The sequence below is a fragment of the Aggregatibacter sp. genome, from assembly GCF_057314075.1.
Genome location: NZ_DBHLAR010000006.1, coordinates 1 through 24,719 on the forward strand (window position 1 = coordinate 1; position 24,719 = coordinate 24,719).

A 24,719-nucleotide genomic window follows, 5' to 3' on the forward strand; every position below is an offset into this window, starting at 1 on the left:
GGTCATAGGAAAGGAAAATTGAAAAAAGCAAAGCGGAATATTTTAGAGTGGAACCTAAGTTAGCATAATAGTTAGAGATAAAAGATAAGAAAAACCGCACTTAGATTTTTTATCTAAAGTGCGGTTTTTTTCTAACTTATTTGGGATTTAACTCTTTAAAATAAAATATTATTATTTGAGTGTTTGGATATAACTCGCAACATCTTGCATATCTTGTTCGCTTAATCCTTCTTTCACGCGATTGCCGGCACCTTCAATTTTTCCGCTTTTACGATCTTGAAGTGAGGTAATAATTTTCTCTTGGGAGAACGTATTCACAATTTGAGATTGTCCCATCGCTGATTTTTCAGCTTGTTTTCCGTGGCAAAGTGCACATGAACGGTTAAAAATCTTTTGTCCGTGTTCAATATTGCCTTCCGCATGAACGCTTGAAACTGCACTTAATGCAATGAGAGAAAGCATAGTAGAGTAAATTTTCATGATTTTCCTTAATTGATTTTCGTTGGGGTAAAGAGGCGTTGTAGTTCCTCTTCAGGGAGTAAACCCTCGAATTTATATATTACTTTGCCGCTTGGGTCAATCACGAAAGACGTCGGTGTGCCGACAAGTTGGTAACGCTCTGCCGTAATTTTCATTTGATCTTTAAATATCGGCAAGGTGAGTTGTCGTTTGGTGACAATCGCTTGCGTGTCGGCCTTTTCGCCGTCAATATTCATGGCGACCAGTTGCACTTGGTTCGGGTATTTTTCCGCCCATTGCTGCAAGGTTCTCAATTCCGTAATACAGGCACCGCAGGTTTCCGACCAAAAGTTGATGAGCACGGTTTTGCCCTGCCAGTCGCTTAATGAGGCTTTATTGCCTTGCAGATCGAAAGCAGCAATTTCCGGTGCGGGTTGGCCGATTTGCGCAGATTCCTCTTTGCAGGAAACACTAAAAAAAACGACCGCACTTATGCCGAGAAAACGAAGAAAATTAGCCAGCATTTTTTTCCTCACGCAATAATTTGCCGTGTTGTAAGTAAATAATGCGGTTGGTGAGTTTGCCTAAGTCCGGGTTGTGGGTCACCATGACGATCGTACGCCCTTGTCGGTTTAATTCCGTGAGTAAATTCAACACTAAATGTTCATTTGTCTCATCGAGGTTACCGGTGGGTTCATCGGCAAAAATGACCGGTGGCTGGTTCACTAAGGCGCGCGCAATACATACCCGTTGTTGTTCCCCGCCGGAAAGCTGGCTTGGTCGGTGATTCATACGATGCGCTAAACCCACTTGATCTAATACGGCTTTGGCAGCAGCTTCATCGACCACGCTGTGATAATGTTGTGCCAGCATTACGTTTTCGAGTGCGGTTAAATAGGGAATTAAGTGAAATTGTTGGAACACTAAGCCGATTTTTTCCGCACGGAAACGTTGTCTGCCCGTTTCGTCCAGTTGTGCGGCATCCACACCGTCTAAAATCACTTTGCCTTCGGTTGCGGTATCCAAGCCGGTGAGAATATTCATTAACGTGGTTTTACCTGAACCGGAGGCGCCCATGATAGAGACGAATTCACCCTCAGCAATTTGGATATTAATGTCTTCAAGTGCGGTCACTTGGCCGAATCTTTTGTATAAATGTTGTGTTTCAATGACGATTTTAGCCATGTTATTCCCCTTTCAATACGTTGGCGGTTTGAATCTCTAAAGCGCGGCGGGTCGGTACGATAACCGCGATAAACGCCACTAATAAGGATAAAGTAATGGTAATCGGAATCACTGGCAGGCGCATATCAATATAGGCTTTGAACACGGTTAAGCCGAGCACCTGTGCCAATAGATAGCCGATGATTAAGCCGCATACAATGGCGCAAAGGGCGATAATCAAGGTTTCTGCGCCGATTTGTTTAATAATGTCTCGGCTTTTTGCACCAAGGGCTTTTTGCAACGCAAATTCTTTCGCCCGTTCGCCCACGATGGCGATTAAAGTAGTGTTTACACAAAGGGTGGCTAAAATTAAAATCACCACAGAAATTAAGCCCATTAACCCTTTGATTTTATCTAGAATTTGCCCTTCGGAGGCAGAGACTTTGCGGATCGGATGAATATCTAAATCGGGATATTGTTGTTGCAACTGTTGGGCAAATTGATCCACTTGGCCTTGATCGTTTTTGACGTTTAACAATACGTTGGTCGCCAAGTTTTCTTTTTCCAACCAGTTTTGTGCAAAATCGAGGCTCACGATCAACATATTGTCGGTGGCATCGCCTGCTTCTACGATGGCTTTGATATTGAATTGATGTTTATCCACGGAATTGAGGCTTAACGTGAGTTTATCACCCACGTTTAAATTAAGCCGCTCCGCGAGAGTTTTACCGATCATGGCGTTGCGCTCGTCGAAGTTCACTCCGATAGGATTGCCTGTGATTTGCCAATAAGGCGCAAGGGTTTTCATGTCTTCAAACCACACTCCCATAATCACGATTTTCTCCAAATCACTACGTGTTACACCATATAAATAGGGGCTTGCCGCCGTGATTAAGCCTTTCGGTGCTTGGTCAAGGATCTGTTGCACTTGATCAACTTTGATTAAATTGCCGTTGCTTGGGCCAATATAAAAATTGGCGCCGAAGGTACGCAATTCTTGGCTCATTTTGGTATTAATGTCGAAGTACACTGCGGCCATTGCGGTGACAATGCTTGCGCCCACCGTGAGCGCGGCAAAAATGATGAATACCCGTTGCAAGCGCAGGTGCAAGGCGCGTAATACCAAGCGCCAAAACATATTGATGGGTTTATTGTCTGCCATAAAGCACCTCGATAGGATAAAGACGGGCAATTCGGTGTGCCGGGAACCAAGCGCCGATAACGGCGATTAAGACGGAAATCACCAAGACACAAGGGATCACGACCCAAGCAAAGCTGAGTGGCGCACCAAATAATGTGGCGCCAATAAAACGTGCTAAGCCCCAACCGGCAACGCAACCTAAGATACCACCGATTAAGCCGCTGATGATGGCTTCGCAATAAAACAGCAAGACGATTTGCCATTGGTAGGCGCCTAGCGCTTTCATTAAGCCGATTTCTTTGCTGCGTTCGATAATGGTAGTGGTCATTAATGAGGCAATGCCCATGGCAGCGGCAATCAGGGCGGCAAGGGTGACGACAGCGAGTAATAATTGAATTTTCTCAATGACGACGCCTTCAGAAGCCGCAACTTGCCAAATAGGGCGAACAATCGCGCCGGAAATCGCTTCTTCCAATTGATGGGAAATGGAGGAAACGTAGGCCGTGCAATACCAACGGTCATATTCCTCGGCGGCCAAACCGTCCACATTGGCGCGGGCTTTGCGGGATAAATCATTTTCCGGCACGGTGAGCGCGGAGACTTTAATCGCCTGTACCTTGCCTTCTAATCCAAGTAAATTTTGCACCGCACTTAACGGCAAAATCACTTGTTGTTCTTCTGTGCCGCCGGTTTTAACAATGCCTTTTACGAGGGCTGTCATGTGTTGTTGTGGCGCATTTTCTTCCGATTGATAATTTAAGGCAATCACATCACCGATTTTCCATTGCTGTTGTTTGGCAAGTTGGGCACCGAGTAGGGCAGGAATTTGTTCACCGAAATCATCAGTAGCATCATCCACCCATTCGCCTTCTACTTGCCAGTAAGGGCTGATGATTTTTTGCCCGGTGTGGTAATCCTCTTCATCCGGCACAGGAATATTATGATCAAAAAACGTCCCGAGGATGCTCACATCCTTTTCTGCGCCGTTAGCCACGTTGGCTTTTACCTGCGCACTGAGTAAGGGTGCGAACCCCACAATGTTGTTGCGCCAGAAAATGTCTTTCACATTCGGCAGTTCTTTTTCATCTAAGAAATCTTGCGTAGCGAGGGAACTCCGACTGCTGACATCACCCGGTAAAACGGCACTGCTAGCCGGTTCTACCAAAATATTGGCACCGTAAGATTTCAGCTCTTTTGCCATTTTGTCACCAATATCGATGGACACCGCGAGCAAGGCGGAAATTAAACCGGCGGCAAGAAAAATAGTGACAATGGCAAGAAGCTTGCGTTTTAGCCCATAACGCCAAGATTGAAATAACATACGCGCTAACATGATTATTTTTCCTCCTTGGCGGTTGAGGCTTCATCGGCTTTATTTAAATAGGCTTCCGGATTATCGCGGAACAGATTTAAATTCTTTTCATCCGTGAAGAAATAGGTTCTGCCTTCATGGCTGTATTTGAATTCTGTTTTGATGTTAGTCAATTTTTTACCATTGACGGGATCCACCACTTCAATTTCAATGATGGTCGTAAAGTAATTCAAGCCATCTTCCAAGTTTTTCTTGTTGATGATGACTTCCGTCTCTGTTTGTTTCCAATTATCAATCGGCACCGGATTACACCCGCCCGGTTTGCCGATGGAAGGGGTAAACATACGTACGCCACACCCGACGCATACCACTTGGTTGCCTTCCATCACATACCCTTGGTCGCCACATAAAATACAGGCATCGAACACGGCGGCAAGACTGAGTTTGTCGGGCAGGCGATTAATAATGAAAAAACGAACCGCTTTGCCATCATCAGCAACCCAGAGGAAACGATGTAATTTGCCATCTTTAACTTGTTCGATGGGAATGTGTACGTTGTTTTCTGCATCTAAGGCGACTCTTTGCGCTTCGGAAAGTTGTGGCGGCTGAGACGCGATTCTGTCCCAATAAAGTTGCGTGGCGAGCATAATGAAAATTGCCGCTATGCCATAGCCGATGACCTTGCCGGAAGTGCGTTTGGCGGCAAGGGCTTTGCGTTTTTCGATAGGTTGTTGTTCGTTATTGGCTGTACGCACGCGTGGGCGATGAATATTTAACGCAAAAATAAAGACGATAATGGTAAGAATAGCCGCATTAATGTAGTTCAAATACGTGGTGATATTGCCGGATTTTGCCACGAAACTTAACCGCACTTTGGTCAGTTCGATGACTTGCAATTTCATCAAAATCAGTAATACATCGCCAAGGAGTGGCGTGACTAAAATGAGGGTGAGTACCGTGGTGAGCAGGAGACGAAGTGCGGTCGTTTTTTTCGATGTTTTACTTTGCGCAAATAAAATCTCACACCAGCCGGCAACCACTACACAGAAAATAAAACCGAGTGCAATGGCGCTGATGTGTAATAAGAAATCCGTGTTGATGACATCGGTGCCGGTGATTGCGGCGATATTGGGATCTTTCGCCCAAAAACTACCGGCTAATACGGCGAGCATAACATGCCAAAGCGTGGTTAAACGTTGCCAATGAATAAATTGAAAAACATAAGCAAAGAGGAAGATACCGAGGCTAAAAATGGCGAGGGTGAGTTTAACACTTTGCGTATTGGGTAAACTTAATGTGATGACACTGCCGATGATAAACCCGAGAATGGCAAGCCATACTAATTTTTTGCGACTAGCGTGAGGATACGGCACCCAGCTACACGCCAGTAGTAAAGAAAACGGGAGCAGGGTTTGAATAAGAAAAACAAAGAAATAGTTCATAGCTTACTCTGAAAATTGAAAGAGAGGGGGCACCTATTTTTAGTCTTTAGCTTCCTCGGTATTTTGGAGGAAGGCACTTTTTAAAAGACCCTTTCATTATGCGTCAACATAAACAAAAACACCTTGATATGCCTCAAGGTGTTTTATTTTTTGTTTTTGTTAACACCTGAAAGGTTTATTTCAAACCGGTGAATTTGAATTCATAGTTAACATCAAACGGTTTCCACCAGCGACCAACACCGGTTTCTTCATCGGTGTGACGGTGCATACCCGCTTTTGGTGGCGGATCAATGTGGTAGGTTAATTTATAGTTACCCACGCCCATCATTTTAATGTTTGCACCATAGTGAGGACCATCGCTTGCCACCATTGGCATGAAGGTGCCTTCTTGTTTTTCACCGGTATCGGTGTTTACCAAAGTGTATTGAATGGTGAGATAAGGCATCCATTCGCCTTCACCGAAACCATTTTTGTTGCCTTTGGTGGCATGAATATCCGCTTCTAAGTGAATATCGGATTTCGCTGCCGGCAAGCCCATGCCACGTGGTTCCATGTCAACCGGTTGTAAATACACGGCGGCAATTTCCATTTCATTCATGGTGACCGGTTCACCCACAGGGAACTCTTTAAAGCCTAAGGCTGCCGGTGCGGTAATCATGCCGGCTAAAAGTGCGGTGGCGATTAATGTTTTTTTCATACTTAGTTTCTCCTTAACTGAATAAGTATAGCTTGTGCGACATTAAGCAGATTTTCTGCTTTGGTACTTCATATAAATGAATGCAAAAACAGCAGCAACCAACAAGACAGCCTGCGGAACTAATGTTTCTACATAAGGATAGATCCCCAACCATGAAATTTCCGGTACACCGGAGAACAATGTTGGTTCAAAGAGTTTGCCTTCAATCAGCTCAAGCACACTCTTACCGGCAAACACGAATGCCATTAAATACATGAATGAACCGGTGAACATAAAGAACGGTTTGAGCGGCAATTTCACCACAGTGTAGCGCATAATAAAATAGCAAATGGCCAGAATCACAACACCTACGGCAAAGCCGGCAAAAAGATAAGCGTAACTGACCGCACTTTTGGCATCGCCAACGAGGGCGTAATAAAACAACACGGTTTCTGCGCCTTCACGATATACTGCTAGGAAACTGGTGAGCCATAAGCCAATGAGCGAGCCGGCGGTTAATGCGGTGGAGAGCTTGCCTTCCAAATAACGCTTCCAGTTCTGTGCTTCGACTTTTGAAAGCAACCAATAGCTCATCATGAACAACATGACCACCGCAATCATCATGGTGAAACCTTCCAACAATTCACGGCTGGCACCGGAATTTGAGAAAATGAGTTGGAAGATCACTGCAGTAATGACGCTACCGAGCAATGCTACATAGACGGATTGGCGAATAACCGGCAGTTTGTCTTGATGATTGTTTTTCACTAAATACGCCACGATAGCCGCCACGATGAGTAGTGCTTCTAACCCCTCACGCAGGATGATTAATAAGCTGTAGAGGAACATACTCCAGTCGGTTTGTTCTCCACCTTGTAACATGGCGACAGCTTGGCTTAAACCTTGGCTTAATCCCTGTGCTTGTTCTTGTAACTTTTCTTTCTCTGCGCCGGCTTTCATTAAGCTCACTAAACGGGTGAAATAGCCTTCTAATTGCGCTTTGAAATTGCTGTCACGAGAACCGATTTTATTCTCCATGCCGGTGCTTTCAAAAATGTCAAAGTAAGTATCTTGCACCGTTACCATGGCTTTTGCGGTATCACCTTGTTCATATAAATGGATGGCTTGCTGAACGCCGGCGTTCACTTGTGTACTGATTTGTGCCCAATCTTTATCCGGTGTTGTGTCGGCAACCTTATCGGTTGTTTGTTCTATTTGGTTTTCTCGGGTCGTTGGTAAATTAGGAAGCTGTTCTTCAATATCTTGTAACAGCGTTGTGATTTGATAACCAAAGTCGCTGATTTGATCCGGTTGTTCGCTCAGTTTGATCAAATCATAAAACTGTTGATTAAGATTGCCGGAAATGGCAGCGGAGCGATTTTGGCGAATGGACATTTCCATTTCAGAGTTTTTATAGCCATCGTATTGCGCTTGTTGCACCAGTTTTTTAGCGGTGGCGTAATCTTTTGCTTCATAAGCCGTCATGGCTTGTGCTAACAAATCGTCAATGGTTTTAAAGCTTTTTTGCCAGTGCGCAACAATCGTTGCGTTTTCATATACGGCGTGCTGACCTGAGGCATTAAGTTGGTGTCCTGCGGTTAGGGAAGGAAGCACTTCTTGTAACGCCTCTTTAAGACCATCGATTTTCGCTTTGACTTGTTCTTGTGACTGGTTTTCACCAATCATTTTACGAATTTCACCAAAGGTGGCTTCCATTTGATAGCTTTTTTGGGCAGAAAAGTTAATGCGAATCGGCCCTTCAAGATTTTCAAATACTTCAAAATAAGCCATTTGGACTTCGGTACGGGCATCATCGACTTTATTTTCGGCATAAAGTGAGGCGGTTTTATCCAACCGATTTTCAATATCCTGTACCCATTGTTGATAGTTATCTTCGGCGTGCGTTAAGGTGGAAAATAACAAAAAGATGCTAAAAATAGCGTAGTGATACCAACGAGAAATGCGCATAATCCCTCTTTTTACGTCTATCCATTTTAGGTTTGCAATTGAGAATAATTATCCTCTAACGGATTTTTAATGCAAGGGAAATTCGTGTAAAAAAATAGAGCTAGATCATAAAGTCATTGAATTTTGTGTCTTGATGGTGAAGAAAATAGGAAAAGTGCGGTGACTTTTCCTATTGTTTTAGCGTGAGGAGAAAGAATGATTAATTTGTTGGCAAGTCATCAATGACAAGATAGATTTTCGCCACCGGGCCATGTACCCCAACCACTTTGATTAATTCAATATCTGCCGTGGAACTTGGACCGGAAATGATATTAATGCAAGAAGGCATACGCTCGCCTTGTTGGGCTTTGTCATGCAGGATTTTTGCCAGTTGTGCCACACGTGGCAGTATTTTGCTTTTACGCACGACAACAATGGATTTTTCCGGCAGTAAGCTCACAGAACGACCGCGTTCAGCTTGGGAAAATAGCACGATACCGCCTGATTCGGTTAAACCGTATTCAGCGTAAACGATCCCAATATTGGCTTGTTCCGATTGGGTAATGTTCGCTTCTGCGTGTTCCGGCGACCAAATATGACAAGGGTATTTTTCTTGAACTGCTTGGGTAATACCGAGTTCTTCTAAGCGCGGGTCATCGTTTAACACGATATCGCCACCGCCATATTTCTCGCAAAGTTCAAGTGCGGCCTGTTTTGCCAACGTTTCTGAGGTTACGACCACATCTACCATCATCACTTTAGCAAAGTTTACAAACTCCTCGCAAAGTTGTGCTTGGGTGAGGTGGGTGAGGCGTTCTGTCGGATAAGTATTCACCGGTGTTGCCATAGCTTCCGGCACATTGGCGCGTGGTTTGCCCATTTTTGCCGCCAGTTTATTGAGGAAGTTTTCTCTATTTTGTAAATCCATTAGTTTGATCCTCTGTTGTTGAACCATTGACGGAAACTTTCGCCTTCAGCTTTTGGTAAATCACGGGCTTTTGTCCATTCTGCGAGTGCACCGAGTTGAATCGGCGCTTTGCCGTTCTTAATCAGTTTAGCCGCTAATTTAGCGCCGGTGTTTACACCGATTTTCCATAAGGTTGGATGGGCGTTAGCAAAGCCAAAACCGAAAATGGATAAGCGTTCCAATGCCGGCGTTTTACCTTGTTCTACCATTTTTTCACGGTGTTTTAAAATCAGTTGGGCTAACGGAATGCGTACCGGACAAACTGAGTTACAGGCATTACATAAGGAACAGGCGTATGGCAATTCTTTGAATTCGTCATAGCCGCCAAGTAATGGCGAAATCACTGCACCAATTGGGCCCGGATAAATAGAACCATAACCATGGCCACCGATTTGACGGTACGCTGGGCAAGTATTTAAGCATGCCCCGCAACGGATACAGCGTAAAACTTCTTGGAATTCGGAGGCCAAAATATCGGAACGACCGTTATCGACGATGACTAAATGGAATTCTTCCGGACCATCGGTTTCGCCGGCAAGGCGAGGGCCGGTAAGCCAGGTGTTGTAACCGGTTAATCTGGCGCCCACCGCACTACGTGCCAGCATCGTAATTAACACATCCACTTCTTGGAAAGTCGGCGCTAGGCGTTCCATTCCCATCACGGCAATGTGCGTTTTTGGCAGCGTGGTGGCTAAACGTAAGTTACCCTCGTTAGTCACCAAACAAACAGAGCCGGTTTCTGCCACAGCAAAGTTACAACCGCTGATGCCGATGTCAGCTTCTAAGAAATCCTGACGAATTTTTTCACGTACGAAACGGGTCATATCTTCCGGCGTTTCCGCACCTTCATAGCCGAGTTTTTCATGTAAATCTTTGCGAATTTGGTGACGATCTTTATGAATCGCCGGTACCACAATATGTGATGGCTTGTCGCCGGAAATTTGCAGTAAATATTCGCCTAAATCCGTTTCAATGACTTGCATGCCTTCGTTTTCTAATACGCCATTTAACCCAATTTCTTCCGTTACCATGGACTTGGATTTCACGATTTTCTTGGCATTTTTTTTCAGCGCAACTTGGCGAATGTATTCGGTGGCTTCTTCAGCCGTTTCGGCAAAATAAACATGCCCACCATTGGCGGTAACTTTTTCGCTTAGTTGGTATAAATAGGCATCAAGGTTTGCTAAAACATGATTACGGATTTGTTTGGATAAATCACGCCATTCTTCCCAGTGGCCTAACTCATCCACCATTTTTTGACGGTTTGTGCCGATGGTTTCTTGGGCTTTTACCACCGCTTTGCGCATGATTTCATTATGGACTTCGCGATCAACGCGTGCTTTAAAAGGGAGGTTACTGGTTTTTAAAGACATCTTATTTTCCCTCCTGCATTAATACTTCTGCGATATGCATCACTTTGATTTTGCTGCCTTCACGTTGTAGGCGACCACCAATATTGAGTAAGCAGCTCACGTCCGCCCCAATTAAGTATTCCGGTTCGACTTCCTCAACGTGTTCCACTTTTTCTTTGACCATTTCACCGGAAATTTCTGCCATTTTGACCGAGAACGTGCCACCAAATCCGCAACAGGTTTGTTGATTATGAATAGGCAACAGTTCTAAGCCTTTAACATGTTTGAGCAACTCAATCGGCTCGTTCACAATACCGAGTTTACGGAAAAGACTGCAGGAAGGGTGATAAACTGCACGACCCGCCAGATGGGCACCGATGTCGGTCACGCCGAGTTTATTCACGATAAAATCCGTTAAGTCATAGAAACGAGCGGCGACTTTTTTAGCACGTTCCGCCCATTCCGGTTCATTGGCGCGAGTAAAGTAATCCGGGTAATTTTTAACAGCATAAACGCAAGATCCGGCAGGGGCTACGATTGGGTAGTCGTTAGCTTCAAAGGTTTCGACCAAGTTTTTCATGCCGGGAAGGGCTTGTTTGGTATAACCGCTATTTAACGCCGGTTGCCCACAACAACCTTGTTTTTCTAAAAAGGTCACCTGACAGCCTAACTTTTCCAGTAGCAGAACGGTGTTTTTTGCTACACCGCTTTTGACTACATCGGCAATACAGGTCACGTAGAAATTCACATTCATCGTAATACTCCAATATTAAAAAAGAAAAATCAGTTAAAAAATTAAATAACGACCGCAAAAGTGCGGTCGTTTTTTGAGTCAATTTTCTAGATTGTTACTACAATGTGTATAACAACGGAATTAATAGGGTGGCACAAAGTGCAGCAATAATACCGTAAACCACCATTGGAACGATCGTGGTTTTGATGATGGTGCCTTCTTGATTTTGAATGTTTAATACGGAGGACACCGCAACGATATTATTAATACATACCATGTTACCCATTGCACCACCGACTGATTGTAGTGCCAAGATTAATGCTACGGATAAACCGGTCGTTTCTGCAGTGGATAATTGTACACTACCGAAGGTTAAGTTGGATACGGTGTTAGAACCGGAGAAGAACGCACCGACTGCACCAAGGTAAGAGGAGAAAATCGTCCAGTCATCGCCGGTGACTTCTGCAAAGGTGCGGCCAATGATTTTCACCATAGAGTGTTCGCCACCCACTAACATTAAGTTGACCATCACTAAGGCACCCATTAGGGCGATAAATGGATTTTTGGATTGTTTCAAGCTGGTGGCAAAAATATCTTTGACTTTTGCACCGGAAACGCCGAATACCGGAATGGCAATTAATACCGTGATAACAAATGGAATTAATGCCGGCACATAAAGCAATTTATAGCTTGAGGAAACATCTGATCCGAAGATATTTTTTAGGCTGAAGATAAGGCCTTTACTGATTTCGAATGTCCCTAATGAACCTAACACGGTAGTAAACCAAACGGTGGTGTCGTTCATCATCGCTTTAAACGGCAATTGGTGAATACGTGTTACGACTAAAAACGCAATTAACAAACCGGTAGGGAAGAGGGCTTTAACCACTTGACCGGTGGTTACCGCATTGCTATCCAATGTGTTTTCGACTTTTGCTAACCCGATATTGCGATTTGCCGCCCAGACAGAAACAAACAACCCGATTGCGCCGCCCACTAAAGACGGGAATTCATAGTTAAATTGTGCAATCAGTAAATAAGGCACAACGCAAGCAAAGACACTGATATAAATAAAGACCAAGTTTTGGCGAATATCTTTCCAGCTGACAAGTACACGCAATGCCAATAATGGGATAAGCAGGGCGGCCACAGAGTGAATCAGTGCTGTGATGGAGCCGACTTCTAGTACCATGTCTTCAGATAATTTAAGCGGACCGAAACCGAACCATGTTGGTGTGCCTACCGCGCCGAAAGACACCGGAACGGAGTTCATAATTAAAGTAAGCATCGCCACTTTTAACGGATTAAAACCTAAGCCCATAAGAATTGGCGCGGCAATGGCGGCTGGTGTACCGAAACCACTGGCACCTTCAATCATAAAGGCAAACGCCCAACCGATAATCATCAGTTGCGCCACCGGATTTGGGTTAATGTTACCCAACCATTTACGCATAATGTCGGTCGCACCGGACACTTCACAAAAACGATTGAATAGAATCGCACCGAAAATGACGGTGATCGGGGTTTGTACGGCAACGATTGCCGAGGTGACGTTCGCACTGATGGTGACAATGTCCGTATTGAAGTGCAATAAATGCACGACCATAACAAGTGTTGCAATCCAAGGTAATGCAACATAAGACGGTAAAGCATTACGCTTAACCATTAAATAGATCAATAAGACAATAGGTAAGACGCTTAGGAAAAAAGACATGTTTACTCCTGTTAATAATAATTAGCAATTAGAACATCGAACGGATTCTAGGGAATATACTTAGAAAAAATATACCTATTTTGGGAAAGTGTGATCCAGTTATCAAAAAATATGCACATTTTTTAAAAAAAATGTGATCTATGTAACTTAATTGTTTTAGCTTTAGTGAAAATAGCGCTTTTATACAATCAAGTGCGGTCAAAAAAAGCGTGTTTTTACGGTGTCTTATCGGTTATTTTCTGTTATTCTTTTGGCGTTTTTCGTCAACGTTATTTTTAACATAAGGGTAACAATCTATGGCCAATACTTCATTAATTAGTCAACTTCGTCAAATTGTCGGTGACAAATATTTGATTACTGACCCGAGCAAATCGGAAGCCTATCGTAGCGGTTATCGTTTTGGTAACGGAAATGCTTTGGCAGTAGTTCGCCCGGGAAATTTAACGGAATTTTGGGCGATTCTTAAAGCTTGTGTGGCGGCAGATGTTATTGTTATTGCTCAAGCCGCCAATACCGGTTTAACCGGCGGATCTACGCCTGATGGCAATGACTATGATCGCGACATTGTGATTATCAATGCGATGCGTATTTCAGGCATTCAATTAATTAATGACGCACAGCAAGTGGTTTGTTTGCCGGGTTCTACACTAAATGAATTAGAGATCGCTTTAAAACCGCACGGACGTGAACCGCACTCTGTCATCGGTTCTTCCTGTATTGGCGCCTCGGTGATCGGCGGTATTTGTAATAACTCCGGTGGAGCGTTGGTACAACGCGGACCGGCTTACACAGAAATGGCGCTTTATGCGCAATTAACAGAGCAGGGCGAATTACAACTGGTGAATCACTTAGGTATTGATTTAGGTGATACGCCGGAAGAAATTTTAGCGAATTTAGAGAATCAACGTTATCAACGCAAAGACATTCAATTAGATTGTGGCAAGGGACACGACCATGCCTACTGCAATCATGTGCGTCAAGTAGATGAAGATAGCCCTGCACGTTTTAATGCCGATCCGGCGCGTCATTATGAGGCGTCCGGTTGTGCGGGAAAATTAGCGATTTTTGCGGTACGGTTAGATACCTTTGTGGCAGAGAACAAGACCGCAGTATTTTATATTGGCACCAATCAAACAGAGACATTAAATGATCTTCGTCGTCATATGTTGGCAAATTTTAAACAGCTACCGATTTCCGGTGAGTATATTCACCGTGATGCGTTTGATGTGGCGGCTAAGTATGGCAAAGATACGTTTTGGGTGATTAAAAAATTTGGCACACATTGGTTGCCGAAGTTATTTGCCATGAAAGCCAAAGTGGATCGTTTGGCTAAAAAAATCAGTTTTATGCCAAGTCATTTCAGCGACAAAATCATGCAGGCGATTTCAACGGTCTTGCCGGAACATTTGCCGAAAAAATTATGGCAATATCGTGATCAATACGAGCATCACTTGATTGTTAAAATGGGCGGTGATGGCGTACAGGAAGCGCGGGATTATTTAACCTCTTATTTTAAAGAGGGCAGCAAAGGCGCTTTCTTTGAATGTGATGCCGTAGAAACGCAAGCGGCGATGTTACACCGCTTTGCTGTGGCTTCAGCAGCGATTCGTTATCGTGCAATTCATGAAAAAGAAGTGGAAGACATTGTGGCTCTGGATATTGCATTACGTCGTAATGATCGTGAGTGGTTTGAAACTTTGCCGCCTGAGATCAACCAAAAAATCAGTCATAAATTGTATTACGGGCATTTTATGTGCCATGTGTTCCATCAGGATTACATTGTGAAAAAAGGCCATGATTGCATGGAATTAGAGCATCAAATGCTAGAATTGCTTGATAAGCGTGGCGCACAATACCCGGCAGAACATAATGTGGGCCATTTATATGAAGCGAAACCGGCGTTGCGTAAATTCTATAAAGCGCTCGATCCAACCAACAGTTTTAACCCGGGCATCGGGCATACATCGAAGAAGAAACACTGGCAATAGCAACATCATTTTGTGAGGGATTCATGTTGTTGCGCCCGCACAAAATACATTAAAAAAAGACTGCACTTTAGGTGTTAAAGTGCGGTCTTTTTTTATAGTGTTTTTTTTAGTGGATGTAAACGTTATTGCGTTAATTTGCCGGTCTTGCGTCTTCCACCGGTGCTGAATTACCTTCGTTTAACACATCCCAAACGCTTTCTTGTTTCGTAACATTATTGCTTTCAACGGTATTGGCGGAAGGTGTTGTCGGCGTATATTCGGTTTGTTGGCAGAAAGATTGATTTCTGTCGGCCCAAACAGGAATTGTGCGAGCACTACTGCAATCCCAACCACCATAGGCATTGATACCGACCCATTTAATTTGTTCCGGTTTATGAAGTTTTAACGGTCGGATAGTGGTACGTTTTAAATACTCTTTATAGACCTGTAACGCACCGCTGGCACCGGTGAGTTTCGTTTCACCGTTGTCGTCTCGACCAAGCCAGATGGTGGTGACGTTTTCGCCATCAATTCCGACAAACCAAGTATCGCGCGCATCGTTAGTGGTACCGGTTTTGCCGGCTAAGTGTAAATAGGCGTAATCCGGTTGCAGGCTGTGCGCGGTGCCACGATCAACCACTTGTTGCATAGCAAAGAGCGTTTGGAAGGCGGCTTCATGTGGAACCACTTGTTTGGGCTCAAATTCACGGGAATAAACTACATTGCCTTGTCTATCCACCACACTGTTGATGGTATTGAGCGGAATGCTTGCCCCTTCATTAGCGATGGTTTGGTAAAGTTTGGTCACGTCATAAGGCGAAATGGCATAGGAACCCAGCAACATTGACGGGACTTTCGGAATCGTGACTTTATCCCACCCCATAGCTTGTTGCACTGAAATTACTTTGGTTAACCCTAACTTCATACCGATATTGACCGTTGGGATATTCAACGAGCGTACTAATGCATCCATCAGCATGACTGAGCCGCTGTATTTGCGGTCGTAATTGCGTGGCTGCCACGGCGGACTGCCTTTCACATTGATGGTAATCGGTTGGTTGTTAATCGGTGTGTTCAACCGAAATTGATCCGGATACATAAGTGCGGTTAAATAAACGGATGGTTTTACCAACGAGCCGATTTGGCGTTTAGCCGATAAGGCACGGTTGAACCCGGCAAATTGCGTTTGCAATCCCCCCACAATGGCGCGCACTTCACCGGTTTGATAATCGGCAACCACCATGGCGGATTCCAAAAACGGATTCTTATGTTTAAGCTGTAAATCGGATACGGCACTGATTACTGCTTGTTCTGCGCGATCTTGTTGTTTCACGTCCAATGTAGAGAAAATTCGCGCACCCAGGAGATTTTCTGTTTTGCCTTCACCAAGTTGGTGGCGTAATTCGGTTTGTAAGGTTTGAATAAACGCCGGGTATTTACGGCTAATTTTCCCTTTTTCTTGCACACCAAGCGGACGTTGGCTCAATAATTGATACAGTTCCTCACCGATGATTTTATGTTCCAACATCAAATGCAACACCACATTGCGGCGTTCCAGCGCATTTGTGGGATTACGCCACGGATTATAGAGGGAAGGGCCTTTGACCATGCCCACTAATAAGGCAATTTGATCCAAACTGATTTCCCGCACGGAACGTCCGAAATAAAACTGGCTGGCTAATTCAAATCCGTGGATTTGGTTGTCGCCGTTCTGCCCGAGGTAAATTTCATTTAAGTAGGTTTCTAAGATACGGTTTTTGTCATAACGCCAATCGAGAATTAACGCCATCAAGGCTTCGTTAATTTTACGGGTGAGGGTGCGTTCGTTGCTTAAAAATAAGTTTTTCACCAGTTGTTGGGTTAGCGTACTGCCGCCTTGTACTGTATGACCTGCTTGAATATTCGTGATGACGGCACGCAAAATACCCAGTGGACTGATACCATCGTGTTGGAAAAAACGACGATCTTCTGTCAGTAATAAGGCATCAATGAGTAAGCGTGGATATTGTTGCAAGGAAATCGCAAGACGTTCTTCTTTGTCCGATTGCAAAATGGCAATCAACTTCGGCGCTAAACGAAATTCATCAGTCGCTTTGACGTTAATCAGATCCTCAATGACTGCCAGTTTATCGTTTTCAAAACGCAGACGAAAAACCCGTTGCGCCTCCGGTGTGTCAGGGAAAGGGAATGCACGACGCAATAAGACAATGGTGTTGTCTTCGATTTTAAAATCGCCCGGTGCTGCGATCATTGTGGTTTGGCGATATTCGTTATCGAGCAGGAGCTGTTTAATTTGTTCAAGGCTGAGTTGGTCGCTGACCCGAACACTTTCAATACGGCTATACACTTCCGCCGGCAAACGCCAAATTTGGCCGTCCATTTTGCTACGAATTTGCCAATCCAAATAAGCGGAATAGCAAAACAACATACAAAAGGCGGTAAATGCAATTTTTAATAGGGTCGTCGTCCAAGATTTTTGGGGTGTTGTAGAAGGTTGTTTGGAAGACGTATTTTGAGCAGGTGTTGTTGCCATATGCGTTACCGTTTGGGCTGAGTGTTGGGATTAGGCGGGGATAAAATCCAAGTAAGAATGTAAAAAACGGGCAAAATCTTCAATGCCACAAAAGGCGATACTTTCATCATCGTAATAATAAAAACCGTCTTCCAATGCGTCTTGATTCTCAATGGCGAGATTATTTGCCTTCGCCATCACCTCATCCGCGTTAATGTATAAGCTATATTCGGCACCGGTTAACACCACATCCGCCGCATGGGGCGCGGGTAAGTTTTGTAAATGAAAAAGTGCGGTGGAAATCAGTTGTGGATTTGACCGCACTTCGATGTTAAACCAGTTGGCAAAGGCTTCGTGCTCCATGGAGCACTTCGCGACAGTGTTGCCTTGATGGGAGGTAAACTGAAAATCCATATTAGATGCTGAAAGAGGATCCGCAACCGCAAGTGGATGAGGCATTCGGGTTATTCACCACAAAACGTGAACCTTCCAAGCCTTCGGTATAGTCAATGGTACCGCCGATTAAATATTGTAGGCTCATCGGATCGATAACTAACTGTACACCGGCATTTTCTACGGTTAAGTCACCTTCATTGACTTTTTCGTCAAAGGTAAAGCCGTATTGGAAGCCGCTACAACCGCCGCCGGTAATATAGACGCGCAATTTAAGTGCCGGGTTTTCTTCTTCGGTAATTAAAGACTTCACTTTTTGTGCCGCAGCATCAGTAAAGGTTAACGGAACGGATATCTCTGTCATATTGTATAATTCCCCACGATTTATTTGAGCGCGTATTATCCAATAACCGACTAGTCCATTCAAGAATTTATCAAGGATTTTTCTCTGTCACAGTGCTATAATTCCGCCCATTAATTTTTTAAATAGGGAGATAAACATGAGTATTCCATTAAGAACGGAAGAGGAAATTGTTAAATTACGCGAAGCCTGCAAACTGGCATCCGATGTGTTGATGATGATCGAGCCTTATGTAAAAGAAGGCGTTACCACCGGAGAATTGGATCGCATTTGTCACGACTATATGGTGAACGTGCAAAAAGTTATTCCCGCTTGCTTGAATTATCATGGTTTCCCGAAAGCGACTTGCATTTCCATTAACGAAGTGGTTTGTCATGGCATCCCAAGTTTTGATAAGCATCTGAAAAATGGCGATATTGTGAATATTGATGTCACGGTGATAAAAGACGGTTATTTTGGGGATAACTCGAAAATGTATATCGTTGGCGAGACCAATTTACGCAGTAAAAAGCTGGTGGAAGCGGCACAAGAAGCCCTTTATGTCGGTCTGCGTACGGTGAAACCTGGCATTCGTTTAAATGAAATCGGTAGAGCCGTACAAAAATATACGGAATCTCAAACGTTTAGTGTGGTGCGCGAATATTGCGGCCATGGCATTGGGACGGAATTCCACTGTGAACCCCAGGTTTTGCATTATTACGCAGACGATGGTGGCGTGGTGTTAAAACCGGGTATGGTATTCACCATTGAGCCAATGATTAACGCCGGTAAAAAAGAAGTGCGTTTAATGGGCGATGGGTGGACGGTGAAAACCAAAGACCGTAGCCATTCTGCGCAATTTGAGCACCAAATTGTGGTGACAGAAAACGGCTGTGAAGTGATGACCATCCGTGACGAAGAGATTGCCGAAGGGCGTATCCAACGTGTCATGGTGAACGTTTAATTAATCGAAATCCGCTGCGTTTCCCGTGGCGGATTTTTTCTATTTTCTGCTTTTGCAAGATGACCTATGCTTTTTCCTTACGATACCCAAGCCGAGCTCACGCCAAGTGCGGTCAAAATTCAGAGAGAAAATTTAAAACAGTTTGAACTGGCGAATTTTGACAAAATAGCTATCGATCAACTGATTGCCAATCGTACGGCGTTTTACGATCAATTCCTTTTGCACTTGTGGCGCTATTTTCAATTTGCCGACAATCCCACATTAAGTCTGATTGCCGTGGGCGGTTATGGGCGGCAGGAAATGTTCCCTCTTTCCGATTTGGATATTTTGATTTTAACAGAGCAAGTCCCAAGCGAGGCGTTACAGGAAACACTCGGTCAATTCGTGCAATTTTTATGGGATTGCGGTTTTAACGTTGGGCAGAGCATCCGTACCCTTGCCGAATGCGAAACGGAAGGCATGGCGGATATCACGGTGGCGACAAATTTGTTGGAGGCGCGTTATTTAATCGGCAATCAAACGTTATTCAAACAGTTGGTCGCATTGGTGCAACAACCGACTTTTTGGTCAAAAAACGATTTTTGCCAGGCAAAGATTCAAGAAAAAAATGAGCGTTATCAACGTTATAACAATACGTCTTACAATCTTGAACCCGATATTAAATACAGTCCCGGCGGCTTGCGGGATTTGCATTTGTTGTATTGGATTGCCCTTCGTCACAACGGGGCGAAAAATTTACAGGAAATTTTGCAAGCGGGATTTATTCATCCTGCGGAGTATGCTTTGTTGCTGAAAAGCCAACAATTTCTGTTTAAAGTGCGGTATGCATTGCATTTAATCTTGACGCGTTATGACAACCGCCTTTTATTTGATCGTCAATTAAAAGTCAGCGAATTATTGGGATTCCAAGGCGAGGGCAATCAAGGCGTGGAAGCCATGATGAAGCAATTTTTTCAGGCGTTACATTCCATTTCGTTGTTGAGCGAATTGCTGGTCAAGCATTATCAGGAGCATTTTTTAACCCCACATGAAGTGATGAATGAGCAAGTGCTTGATGTGAATTTCAGCTTGATAAATCAATCCATTTGTTTGCGTCATCGCCAATGCTTTGAACAACAGCCGGAAAGCATCCTCGATCTTTTCTATTATTTAACGCAATATCCGCAGGCGGAGATCCATTCCTCCGTATTACGTGAGCTGTATTTGGTGCTAGAGCAACGACAAGGCTATTTATGCGATTTACCGATGGCACGAGAAAAATTTATTCGGTTGTTTAATCAGCCTAATGCCATCCAACGGGCATTTTTCCCCATGCACCAACATGGTGTACTGACCGCTTATTTACCGCAATGGGGCAATATTGTCGGCTTAATGCAGTTTGATTTGTTCCATTGTTACACCGTGGATGAACATATTCTGCGCGTGATATTAAAACTGGAAAGTTTTTTAGCGGAAGCATCGGCGCAAAATCACCCGATTTGCCATCAAATAATGCATCAAATCTCTGACCGCACTTTATTGTATATCGCTGCTTTATTTCACGACATCGCCAAAGGGCGTGGTGGCGCGCATGAATTACTGGGGGCGGAAGATATACGCGAGTTTGCCGCACTGCATGGCTTCGACCAACGCGAAACGGAAACCATGGCATGGCTGGTCGAACAGCATTTGTTGATGTCGGTGACGGCACAACGACGGGATATTCACGACCCGGAAATTGTATTGAGCTTTGCCGAGCGCGTGCGTAATCAAGTGCGCTTAGATTATTTAACGTGCCTCACCATTGCCGACATTGTGGCGACCAATGAAACCTTATGGAACAGCTGGAAGCGTTCTTTATTAGCGACCTTATATGATTACACCACGCAACAATTCGCTCAAGGGCTGGCAACCTTGTTGGATAATCAGGCAAAAGCCGAAGAGCATCGCCGCTTAGCGTTGTTAGAAATACGTGAAAAAAACACCGCACTTTCTGAGGCGCAAATTGAAAAGCTATGGCAACGTTGCCCGTTGGATTATTTTTTACGTAATTCGCCACAGCAAATCAGCTGGCACACGCAACTGCTTGCCGAGTTTCGCGGTGATGTGTTGGTAAAAGTGAGCAATCGGTTTTCCGCCGGCGGTACGGAAATTTTTATTTACACCAACGATCGCCCGAACCTGTTTAATAAAGTTGTAAGTACCATCGGTGCGAAAAAACTCAGCATTCACGATGCGCAAATTATTACCACGCAAGACGGCTATGTGTTGGACAGCTTTATTGTGACTGAACTGGATGGCGCTGAGTTGCCATTTGATCGTCGTCGTATGTTGGAAAACGCGTTGACGAAAAGCCTAACGTCCGAAACGGTGAATAAACAACGACTGCGCGAAAAACACCATTTGGCTCATTTTCATGTGAAAACCGACGTGCGTTTTTTGAATCTTGAGAAAACTGATCAAACTGAAATGGAATTGTTTGCACTGGATCAGGCAGGTTTGTTGGCGGATGTGAGTGCTGTGTTCTGCGACTTAGCGCTGAATTTACTCAATGCCAAAATCACCACCATTGGTGAAAAAGCAGAAGACTTCTTTATTTTAACGAATAAATTCGGACGTGCGTTGGACGAGTCGGAGAGAGCGGCGTTATTGACGCGTTTGTTGCAAATTTTAAATTAGAGTTTAAACATAAAAGTGCGGTCAGATTTAAAAACGTTTGTAAACCTGACCGCACTTTGCGTTTTATGAATTATGCCAATTCAGCAAAAGCAATATCTGCTGCCGCTAGCGTGCGCTCGATGTCTTCATCAGAATGCGCAAGAGACATAAAGCCTGCCTCAAATGCAGACGGCGCCAGATAAACGCCTAAATCCAACATTTTGTGGAAAAAGCGTTTAAATTTTTCGGTATCGCACGTCATCACGTCCTGATAACACGTCACTTCTTTTTTATCGGTAAAGAAAATACCGAACATGCCGCCGACATAATTGACGGTAAACGGCACTTGATGGTTATCGGCAAGCTGTTGCAAGCCTTTTGCTAATTTTTCGGTTTGTTGCGCCAGTTTTTGCTCATTACCGGCTTTTTTCAATTCTGTTAAGCAAGCGATACCGGCTGCCATCGCTATCGGGTTGCCGGATAAGGTGCCTGCTTGGTAAACCGGGCCGGTTGGGGCAATGTGTTGCATGATTTCTTTCTTGCCGCCAAAGGCGCCCACCGGCATACCACCGCCAATTACTTTGCCTAAACAGGTTAAATCCGGTGTGACATTGTAGTAACGTTGTGCACCGCCAAGCGCCACACGGAAACCGGTCATTACTTCATCAAGAATGAATACGGCGCCGTATTGATCGCAAAGTTTGCGCAACCCTTGCAGAAAATCATTTTTTGGTGGAACGCAGTTCATGTTGCCCGCGACCGGTTCAACAATCACGCAAGCGATGTCGTCAGGATATTGCTCGAAGGCTTGTTTGACAGAGTCGATGTCGTTATAGGTGCAGGTGAGCGTGTGTTTGGCAAAATCTGCCGGCACGCCCGGTGAGTTAGGTTGCCCCAGTGTTAATGCACCGGAACCGGCTTTGACTAATAGGGAATCTGCATGACCATGATAGCAACCTTCGAATTTAATGATTTTATCTCGATTTGTATAGCCACGGGCTAAACGAATGGCAGACATCGTAGCTTCGGTGCCGGAGCTCACCATTCTGACCATTTCAATTGAAGGGATAAGTTCACACACTAATTCGGCAAGTTCGATTTCCAATGGTGTTGGAGCGCCGAAACTCAAGCCGTTTTGTGCGGTTTTCATCACGGCATTTAAAATAGCGGGGTGATTGTGTCCTAAAATCATCGGGCCCCAAGAACCTACATAGTCGATATATTGTTTACCGTCCGTGTCATAAATATAAGCGCCTTGCGCTTTTTCAATAAAGACCGGTGTGCCGCCGACACCGTTAAAAGCGCGAACCGGTGAATTAACGCCGCCCGGAATAACATGTTGGGCGCGGGAGAAAAGTGCGGTTGAATTTGCCATCGTTTTTATCCTTAACTATACAAAAAAGTGCTTTATTGTACTGAAAAAAAGGAAGGTGAGTAAAAATATTTATGTAGCCTTTTGCCTTTGTGATATCCTTTGCGCATTTTATTTTCACGGGAAAACCTATGTTATTGACATTAGTTGTTACATTTTTAGGGGCACTTTTAACGCTGCTCGTGATGCGCCCCGTTGCTATTCAAATCGGTTTGGTGGATAAACCGAATTATCGTAAACGCCATCAAGGCGCAATTCCGTTAATTGGCGGCATTTCATTGTTTATGGGAAATCTTTGTTTTTATCTCATGCAGTGGGATCAAACGCGTTTACCTTATCTTTATTTGTTCAGTATTTTAGTCTTGCTACTAATGGGCATTATTGATGACCGTTATGACATTAGTCCTTTCTTGCGCGCAGGTGTTCAGGCATTTTTAGCCATTCTCATGATCGATATGGGGAATGTTTACCTCGATCATTTAGGGCAAATTTTAGGGCCATTTCAGCTTACGTTAGGATCTATCGGCTTAATTATTACTGTGTTGGCGACCATCGGCATTATTAATGCTTTTAATATGATCGATGGTATTGACGGTTTACTGGGCGGATTGTCTTGTGTTTCTTTCGCTGCGATAGGTATTTTGATGTATCGCGATGGGCAAATGGATTTGGCGTATTGGAGTTTCGGCTTAATTATTGCAACGATTCCTTATTTAGTGATGAATCTGGGGATTCCATTGGGACCGAAATTTAAAGTCTTTATGGGCGATGCCGGCAGTACGTTGATCGGTTTTACGATTATTTGGATTCTGTTGCTAAGTACACAGGGGAAAGGTCATCCAATGAATCCGGTGACCGCACTTTGGGTGATTGCTATCCCGTTGGTGGATATGGTAGCGATTATTTATCGTCGTTTAAGAAAAGGGAAAAGCCCATTCCGTCCGGATCGCTTGCATGTCCATCACTTGATGGTGCGTGCAGGTTTAACTTCCCGTCAGGCGTTTTTGTTAATTACCTTTGTCGCTGCATTGTGTGCAGGCTTTGGGATTTTAGGGGAAATTTACTATATTAATGAATGGGTCATGTTTATTGCATTCATTATTCTTTTTTTCCTCTATTCTTATTCTATTACGAAGGCTTGGAAAATTACCCGTTGGATACGTCGCATGAAACGCCGAGCAGCTAAACGGGCGAAAACTAAATAGAGGTTAAAATTATCACTAAAATGTTAGAATAAAACAAAAAATAACCAGAAATTTTATAAATTATATTCATTTTGGTTAAAAAAATAGCTGGTGATAGATTTTTATAAAAAAAAACTAGACAAGCACTTTTTAAACTTTTAATATACGCCCCGCAACGACGCTTCTAGCGCTCGTAGCTCAGTTGGATAGAGCGTTGGCCTCCGGAGCCAAAGGTCGCAGGTTCAAATCCTGTCGAGCGCGCCAAGGTCATGCAAGTTCAACTTATTAAAATATGGTGGCTATAGCTCAGTTGGTAGAGCCCCGGATTGTGATTCCGGTTGTCGTGGGTTCAAGTCCCATTAGCCACCCCATCGGCGAGTAGCGCAGTTTGGTAGCGCAACTGGTTTGGGACCAGTGGGTCGTAGGTTCAAATCCTATCTCGC

General features: G+C 44.2%; 20 protein-coding genes and 2 tRNA genes. 6 read left to right on the plus strand and 16 right to left on the minus strand.

The window, feature by feature from the left end:
* Positions 1–171: 171 nt before the first annotated feature.
* The 12 genes from ACO5E4_RS04855 to ACO5E4_RS04910 form a co-directional block, all read right to left on the minus strand.
* A complete protein-coding gene (locus ACO5E4_RS04855; protein WP_314956197.1) occupies positions 172–480 on the minus strand; it encodes a c-type cytochrome in 309 nt (102 codons plus the stop codon).
* A gap of 8 nt (positions 481–488) precedes the next feature.
* Positions 489–983: a redoxin domain-containing protein gene (locus ACO5E4_RS04860; RefSeq protein WP_314956194.1), complete on the minus strand. Its 495-nt coding sequence runs from the start codon at positions 981–983 to the stop codon at positions 489–491.
* Complete coding sequence (locus tag ACO5E4_RS04865) at positions 973–1,644, minus strand: ABC transporter ATP-binding protein (RefSeq protein ID WP_209364577.1); 672 nt, start codon at positions 1,642–1,644, stop codon at positions 973–975. The genes ACO5E4_RS04860 and ACO5E4_RS04865 overlap by 11 nt, the downstream gene beginning before the upstream one ends.
* A 1-nt stretch (position 1,645) precedes the next feature.
* Positions 1,646–2,785 (minus strand): ABC transporter permease, encoded by a 1,140-nt coding sequence (locus ACO5E4_RS04870; RefSeq protein WP_485862259.1) that lies wholly within the window; start codon positions 2,783–2,785, stop codon positions 1,646–1,648.
* On the minus strand, positions 2,772–4,097 hold the full coding sequence (locus ACO5E4_RS04875; RefSeq protein ID WP_485862260.1) for an ABC transporter permease: 1,326 nt from the start codon (positions 4,095–4,097) through the stop codon (positions 2,772–2,774). The genes ACO5E4_RS04870 and ACO5E4_RS04875 overlap by 14 nt, the downstream gene beginning before the upstream one ends.
* A gap of 2 nt (positions 4,098–4,099) precedes the next feature.
* The gene (locus ACO5E4_RS04880; RefSeq protein ID WP_485862261.1) at positions 4,100–5,518 is read right to left on the minus strand and encodes a Fe-S-containing protein; all 1,419 of its coding nucleotides are present in this window, start codon (positions 5,516–5,518) and stop codon (positions 4,100–4,102) included.
* Between the two features lie 175 nt (positions 5,519–5,693).
* On the minus strand, positions 5,694–6,215 hold the full coding sequence (locus tag ACO5E4_RS04885) for an iron transporter (protein WP_048749093.1): 522 nt from the start codon (positions 6,213–6,215) through the stop codon (positions 5,694–5,696).
* A gap of 42 nt (positions 6,216–6,257) precedes the next feature.
* Positions 6,258–8,162 carry an FTR1 family iron permease gene (locus tag ACO5E4_RS04890; protein WP_485862262.1) on the minus strand — a complete coding sequence of 635 codons (1,905 nt, stop codon included), beginning with the start codon at positions 8,160–8,162 and terminating at the stop codon, positions 6,258–6,260.
* Between the two features lie 199 nt (positions 8,163–8,361).
* Positions 8,362–9,069: a LutC/YkgG family protein gene (locus ACO5E4_RS04895; RefSeq protein WP_314886327.1), complete on the minus strand. Its 708-nt coding sequence runs from the start codon at positions 9,067–9,069 to the stop codon at positions 8,362–8,364.
* Entirely contained in the window at positions 9,069–10,481 is a 1,413-nt protein-coding gene (locus ACO5E4_RS04900; protein WP_314886328.1) for a LutB/LldF family L-lactate oxidation iron-sulfur protein, read from the minus strand. Before ACO5E4_RS04900 ends, ACO5E4_RS04895 begins: the two co-directional genes overlap by 1 nt.
* 1 nt (position 10,482) lies before the next feature.
* Positions 10,483–11,214, minus strand: a complete 732-nt coding sequence (locus ACO5E4_RS04905; protein ID WP_485862263.1) for a (Fe-S)-binding protein — start codon at positions 11,212–11,214, stop codon at positions 10,483–10,485.
* 97 nt (positions 11,215–11,311) lie between these two features.
* Positions 11,312–12,907 carry a lactate permease LctP family transporter gene (locus ACO5E4_RS04910; protein WP_314956175.1) on the minus strand — a complete coding sequence of 532 codons (1,596 nt, stop codon included), beginning with the start codon at positions 12,905–12,907 and terminating at the stop codon, positions 11,312–11,314.
* A gap of 296 nt (positions 12,908–13,203) precedes the next feature.
* Between ACO5E4_RS04910 and dld the strand changes: the two genes are divergently transcribed.
* Positions 13,204–14,895 carry a D-lactate dehydrogenase gene (gene dld, locus ACO5E4_RS04915; RefSeq protein WP_485862264.1) on the plus strand — a complete coding sequence of 564 codons (1,692 nt, stop codon included), beginning with the start codon at positions 13,204–13,206 and terminating at the stop codon, positions 14,893–14,895.
* 130 nt (positions 14,896–15,025) lie between these two features.
* Here dld and mrcB read toward each other — a convergent pair whose 3' ends face one another.
* Genes mrcB through erpA form a run of 3 tightly spaced genes read right to left on the minus strand, consistent with a single transcriptional unit; the run spans position 15,026 to position 18,143 of the window.
* Positions 15,026–17,407 (minus strand): penicillin-binding protein 1B, encoded by a 2,382-nt coding sequence (mrcB, locus tag ACO5E4_RS04920; RefSeq protein WP_485862265.1) that lies wholly within the window; start codon positions 17,405–17,407, stop codon positions 15,026–15,028.
* Positions 17,408–17,437: 30 nt separating this feature from the next.
* Positions 17,438–17,800, minus strand: a complete 363-nt coding sequence (locus ACO5E4_RS04925) for a YacL family protein (RefSeq protein ID WP_485862266.1) — start codon at positions 17,798–17,800, stop codon at positions 17,438–17,440.
* Position 17,801: 1 nt separating this feature from the next.
* Entirely contained in the window at positions 17,802–18,143 is a 342-nt protein-coding gene (gene erpA, locus ACO5E4_RS04930; RefSeq protein WP_021616501.1) for an iron-sulfur cluster insertion protein ErpA, read from the minus strand.
* A 136-nt stretch (positions 18,144–18,279) separates the two neighbouring features.
* Here erpA and map point away from each other — a divergent pair, with 136 nt between their 5' ends.
* Complete coding sequence (map, locus tag ACO5E4_RS04935; RefSeq protein ID WP_485862267.1) at positions 18,280–19,083, plus strand: type I methionyl aminopeptidase; 804 nt, start codon at positions 18,280–18,282, stop codon at positions 19,081–19,083.
* A gap of 66 nt (positions 19,084–19,149) precedes the next feature.
* Positions 19,150–21,741 (plus strand): bifunctional uridylyltransferase/uridylyl-removing protein GlnD, encoded by a 2,592-nt coding sequence (gene glnD / locus ACO5E4_RS04940; RefSeq protein WP_485862268.1) that lies wholly within the window; start codon positions 19,150–19,152, stop codon positions 21,739–21,741.
* A 70-nt stretch (positions 21,742–21,811) separates the two neighbouring features.
* On the opposite strand, the gene hemL is transcribed toward glnD, so the two are convergent.
* The gene (gene hemL / locus ACO5E4_RS04945; RefSeq protein WP_485862269.1) at positions 21,812–23,095 is read right to left on the minus strand and encodes a glutamate-1-semialdehyde 2,1-aminomutase; all 1,284 of its coding nucleotides are present in this window, start codon (positions 23,093–23,095) and stop codon (positions 21,812–21,814) included.
* Between the two features lie 128 nt (positions 23,096–23,223).
* Between hemL and wecA the strand changes: the two genes are divergently transcribed.
* The 3 genes from wecA to ACO5E4_RS04960 all read left to right on the plus strand — a co-directional run bounded on the left by wecA (position 23,224) and on the right by ACO5E4_RS04960 (position 24,647).
* Entirely contained in the window at positions 23,224–24,297 is a 1,074-nt protein-coding gene (gene wecA, locus ACO5E4_RS04950) for a UDP-N-acetylglucosamine--undecaprenyl-phosphate N-acetylglucosaminephosphotransferase (RefSeq protein WP_485862270.1), read from the plus strand.
* Positions 24,298–24,463: 166 nt separating this feature from the next.
* Positions 24,464–24,540: transfer RNA gene (locus ACO5E4_RS04955), tRNA-Arg, on the plus strand.
* Between the two features lie 31 nt (positions 24,541–24,571).
* Positions 24,572–24,647, plus strand: a tRNA-His gene (locus tag ACO5E4_RS04960).
* The last annotated feature ends 72 nt before the right edge of the window (positions 24,648–24,719 follow it).

Coding starts and splice junctions, on each gene's coding strand:
- ACO5E4_RS04855 (WP_314956197.1), bottom strand. CDS start 480: ATGAAAATTTACTCTACTATGCTTTCTCTCATTGCATTAAGTGCAGTT.
- ACO5E4_RS04860 (WP_314956194.1), bottom strand. CDS start 983: ATGCTGGCTAATTTTCTTCGTTTTCTCGGCATAAGTGCGGTCGTTTTT.
- ACO5E4_RS04865 (WP_209364577.1), bottom strand. CDS start 1,644: ATGGCTAAAATCGTCATTGAAACACAACATTTATACAAAAGATTCGGC.
- ACO5E4_RS04870 (WP_485862259.1), bottom strand. CDS start 2,785: ATGGCAGACAATAAACCCATCAATATGTTTTGGCGCTTGGTATTACGC.
- ACO5E4_RS04875 (WP_485862260.1), bottom strand. CDS start 4,097: ATGTTAGCGCGTATGTTATTTCAATCTTGGCGTTATGGGCTAAAACGC.
- ACO5E4_RS04880 (WP_485862261.1), bottom strand. CDS start 5,518: ATGAACTATTTCTTTGTTTTTCTTATTCAAACCCTGCTCCCGTTTTCT.
- ACO5E4_RS04885 (WP_048749093.1), bottom strand. CDS start 6,215: ATGAAAAAAACATTAATCGCCACCGCACTTTTAGCCGGCATGATTACC.
- ACO5E4_RS04890 (WP_485862262.1), bottom strand. CDS start 8,162: ATGCGCATTTCTCGTTGGTATCACTACGCTATTTTTAGCATCTTTTTG.
- ACO5E4_RS04895 (WP_314886327.1), bottom strand. CDS start 9,069: ATGGATTTACAAAATAGAGAAAACTTCCTCAATAAACTGGCGGCAAAA.
- ACO5E4_RS04900 (WP_314886328.1), bottom strand. CDS start 10,481: ATGTCTTTAAAAACCAGTAACCTCCCTTTTAAAGCACGCGTTGATCGC.
- ACO5E4_RS04905 (WP_485862263.1), bottom strand. CDS start 11,214: ATGAATGTGAATTTCTACGTGACCTGTATTGCCGATGTAGTCAAAAGC.
- ACO5E4_RS04910 (WP_314956175.1), bottom strand. CDS start 12,907: ATGTCTTTTTTCCTAAGCGTCTTACCTATTGTCTTATTGATCTATTTA.
- dld (WP_485862264.1), top strand. CDS start 13,204: ATGGCCAATACTTCATTAATTAGTCAACTTCGTCAAATTGTCGGTGAC.
- mrcB (WP_485862265.1), bottom strand. CDS start 17,407: ATGGCAACAACACCTGCTCAAAATACGTCTTCCAAACAACCTTCTACA.
- ACO5E4_RS04925 (WP_485862266.1), bottom strand. CDS start 17,800: ATGGATTTTCAGTTTACCTCCCATCAAGGCAACACTGTCGCGAAGTGC.
- erpA (WP_021616501.1), bottom strand. CDS start 18,143: ATGACAGAGATATCCGTTCCGTTAACCTTTACTGATGCTGCGGCACAA.
- map (WP_485862267.1), top strand. CDS start 18,280: ATGAGTATTCCATTAAGAACGGAAGAGGAAATTGTTAAATTACGCGAA.
- glnD (WP_485862268.1), top strand. CDS start 19,150: ATGCTTTTTCCTTACGATACCCAAGCCGAGCTCACGCCAAGTGCGGTC.
- hemL (WP_485862269.1), bottom strand. CDS start 23,095: ATGGCAAATTCAACCGCACTTTTCTCCCGCGCCCAACATGTTATTCCG.
- wecA (WP_485862270.1), top strand. CDS start 23,224: ATGTTATTGACATTAGTTGTTACATTTTTAGGGGCACTTTTAACGCTG.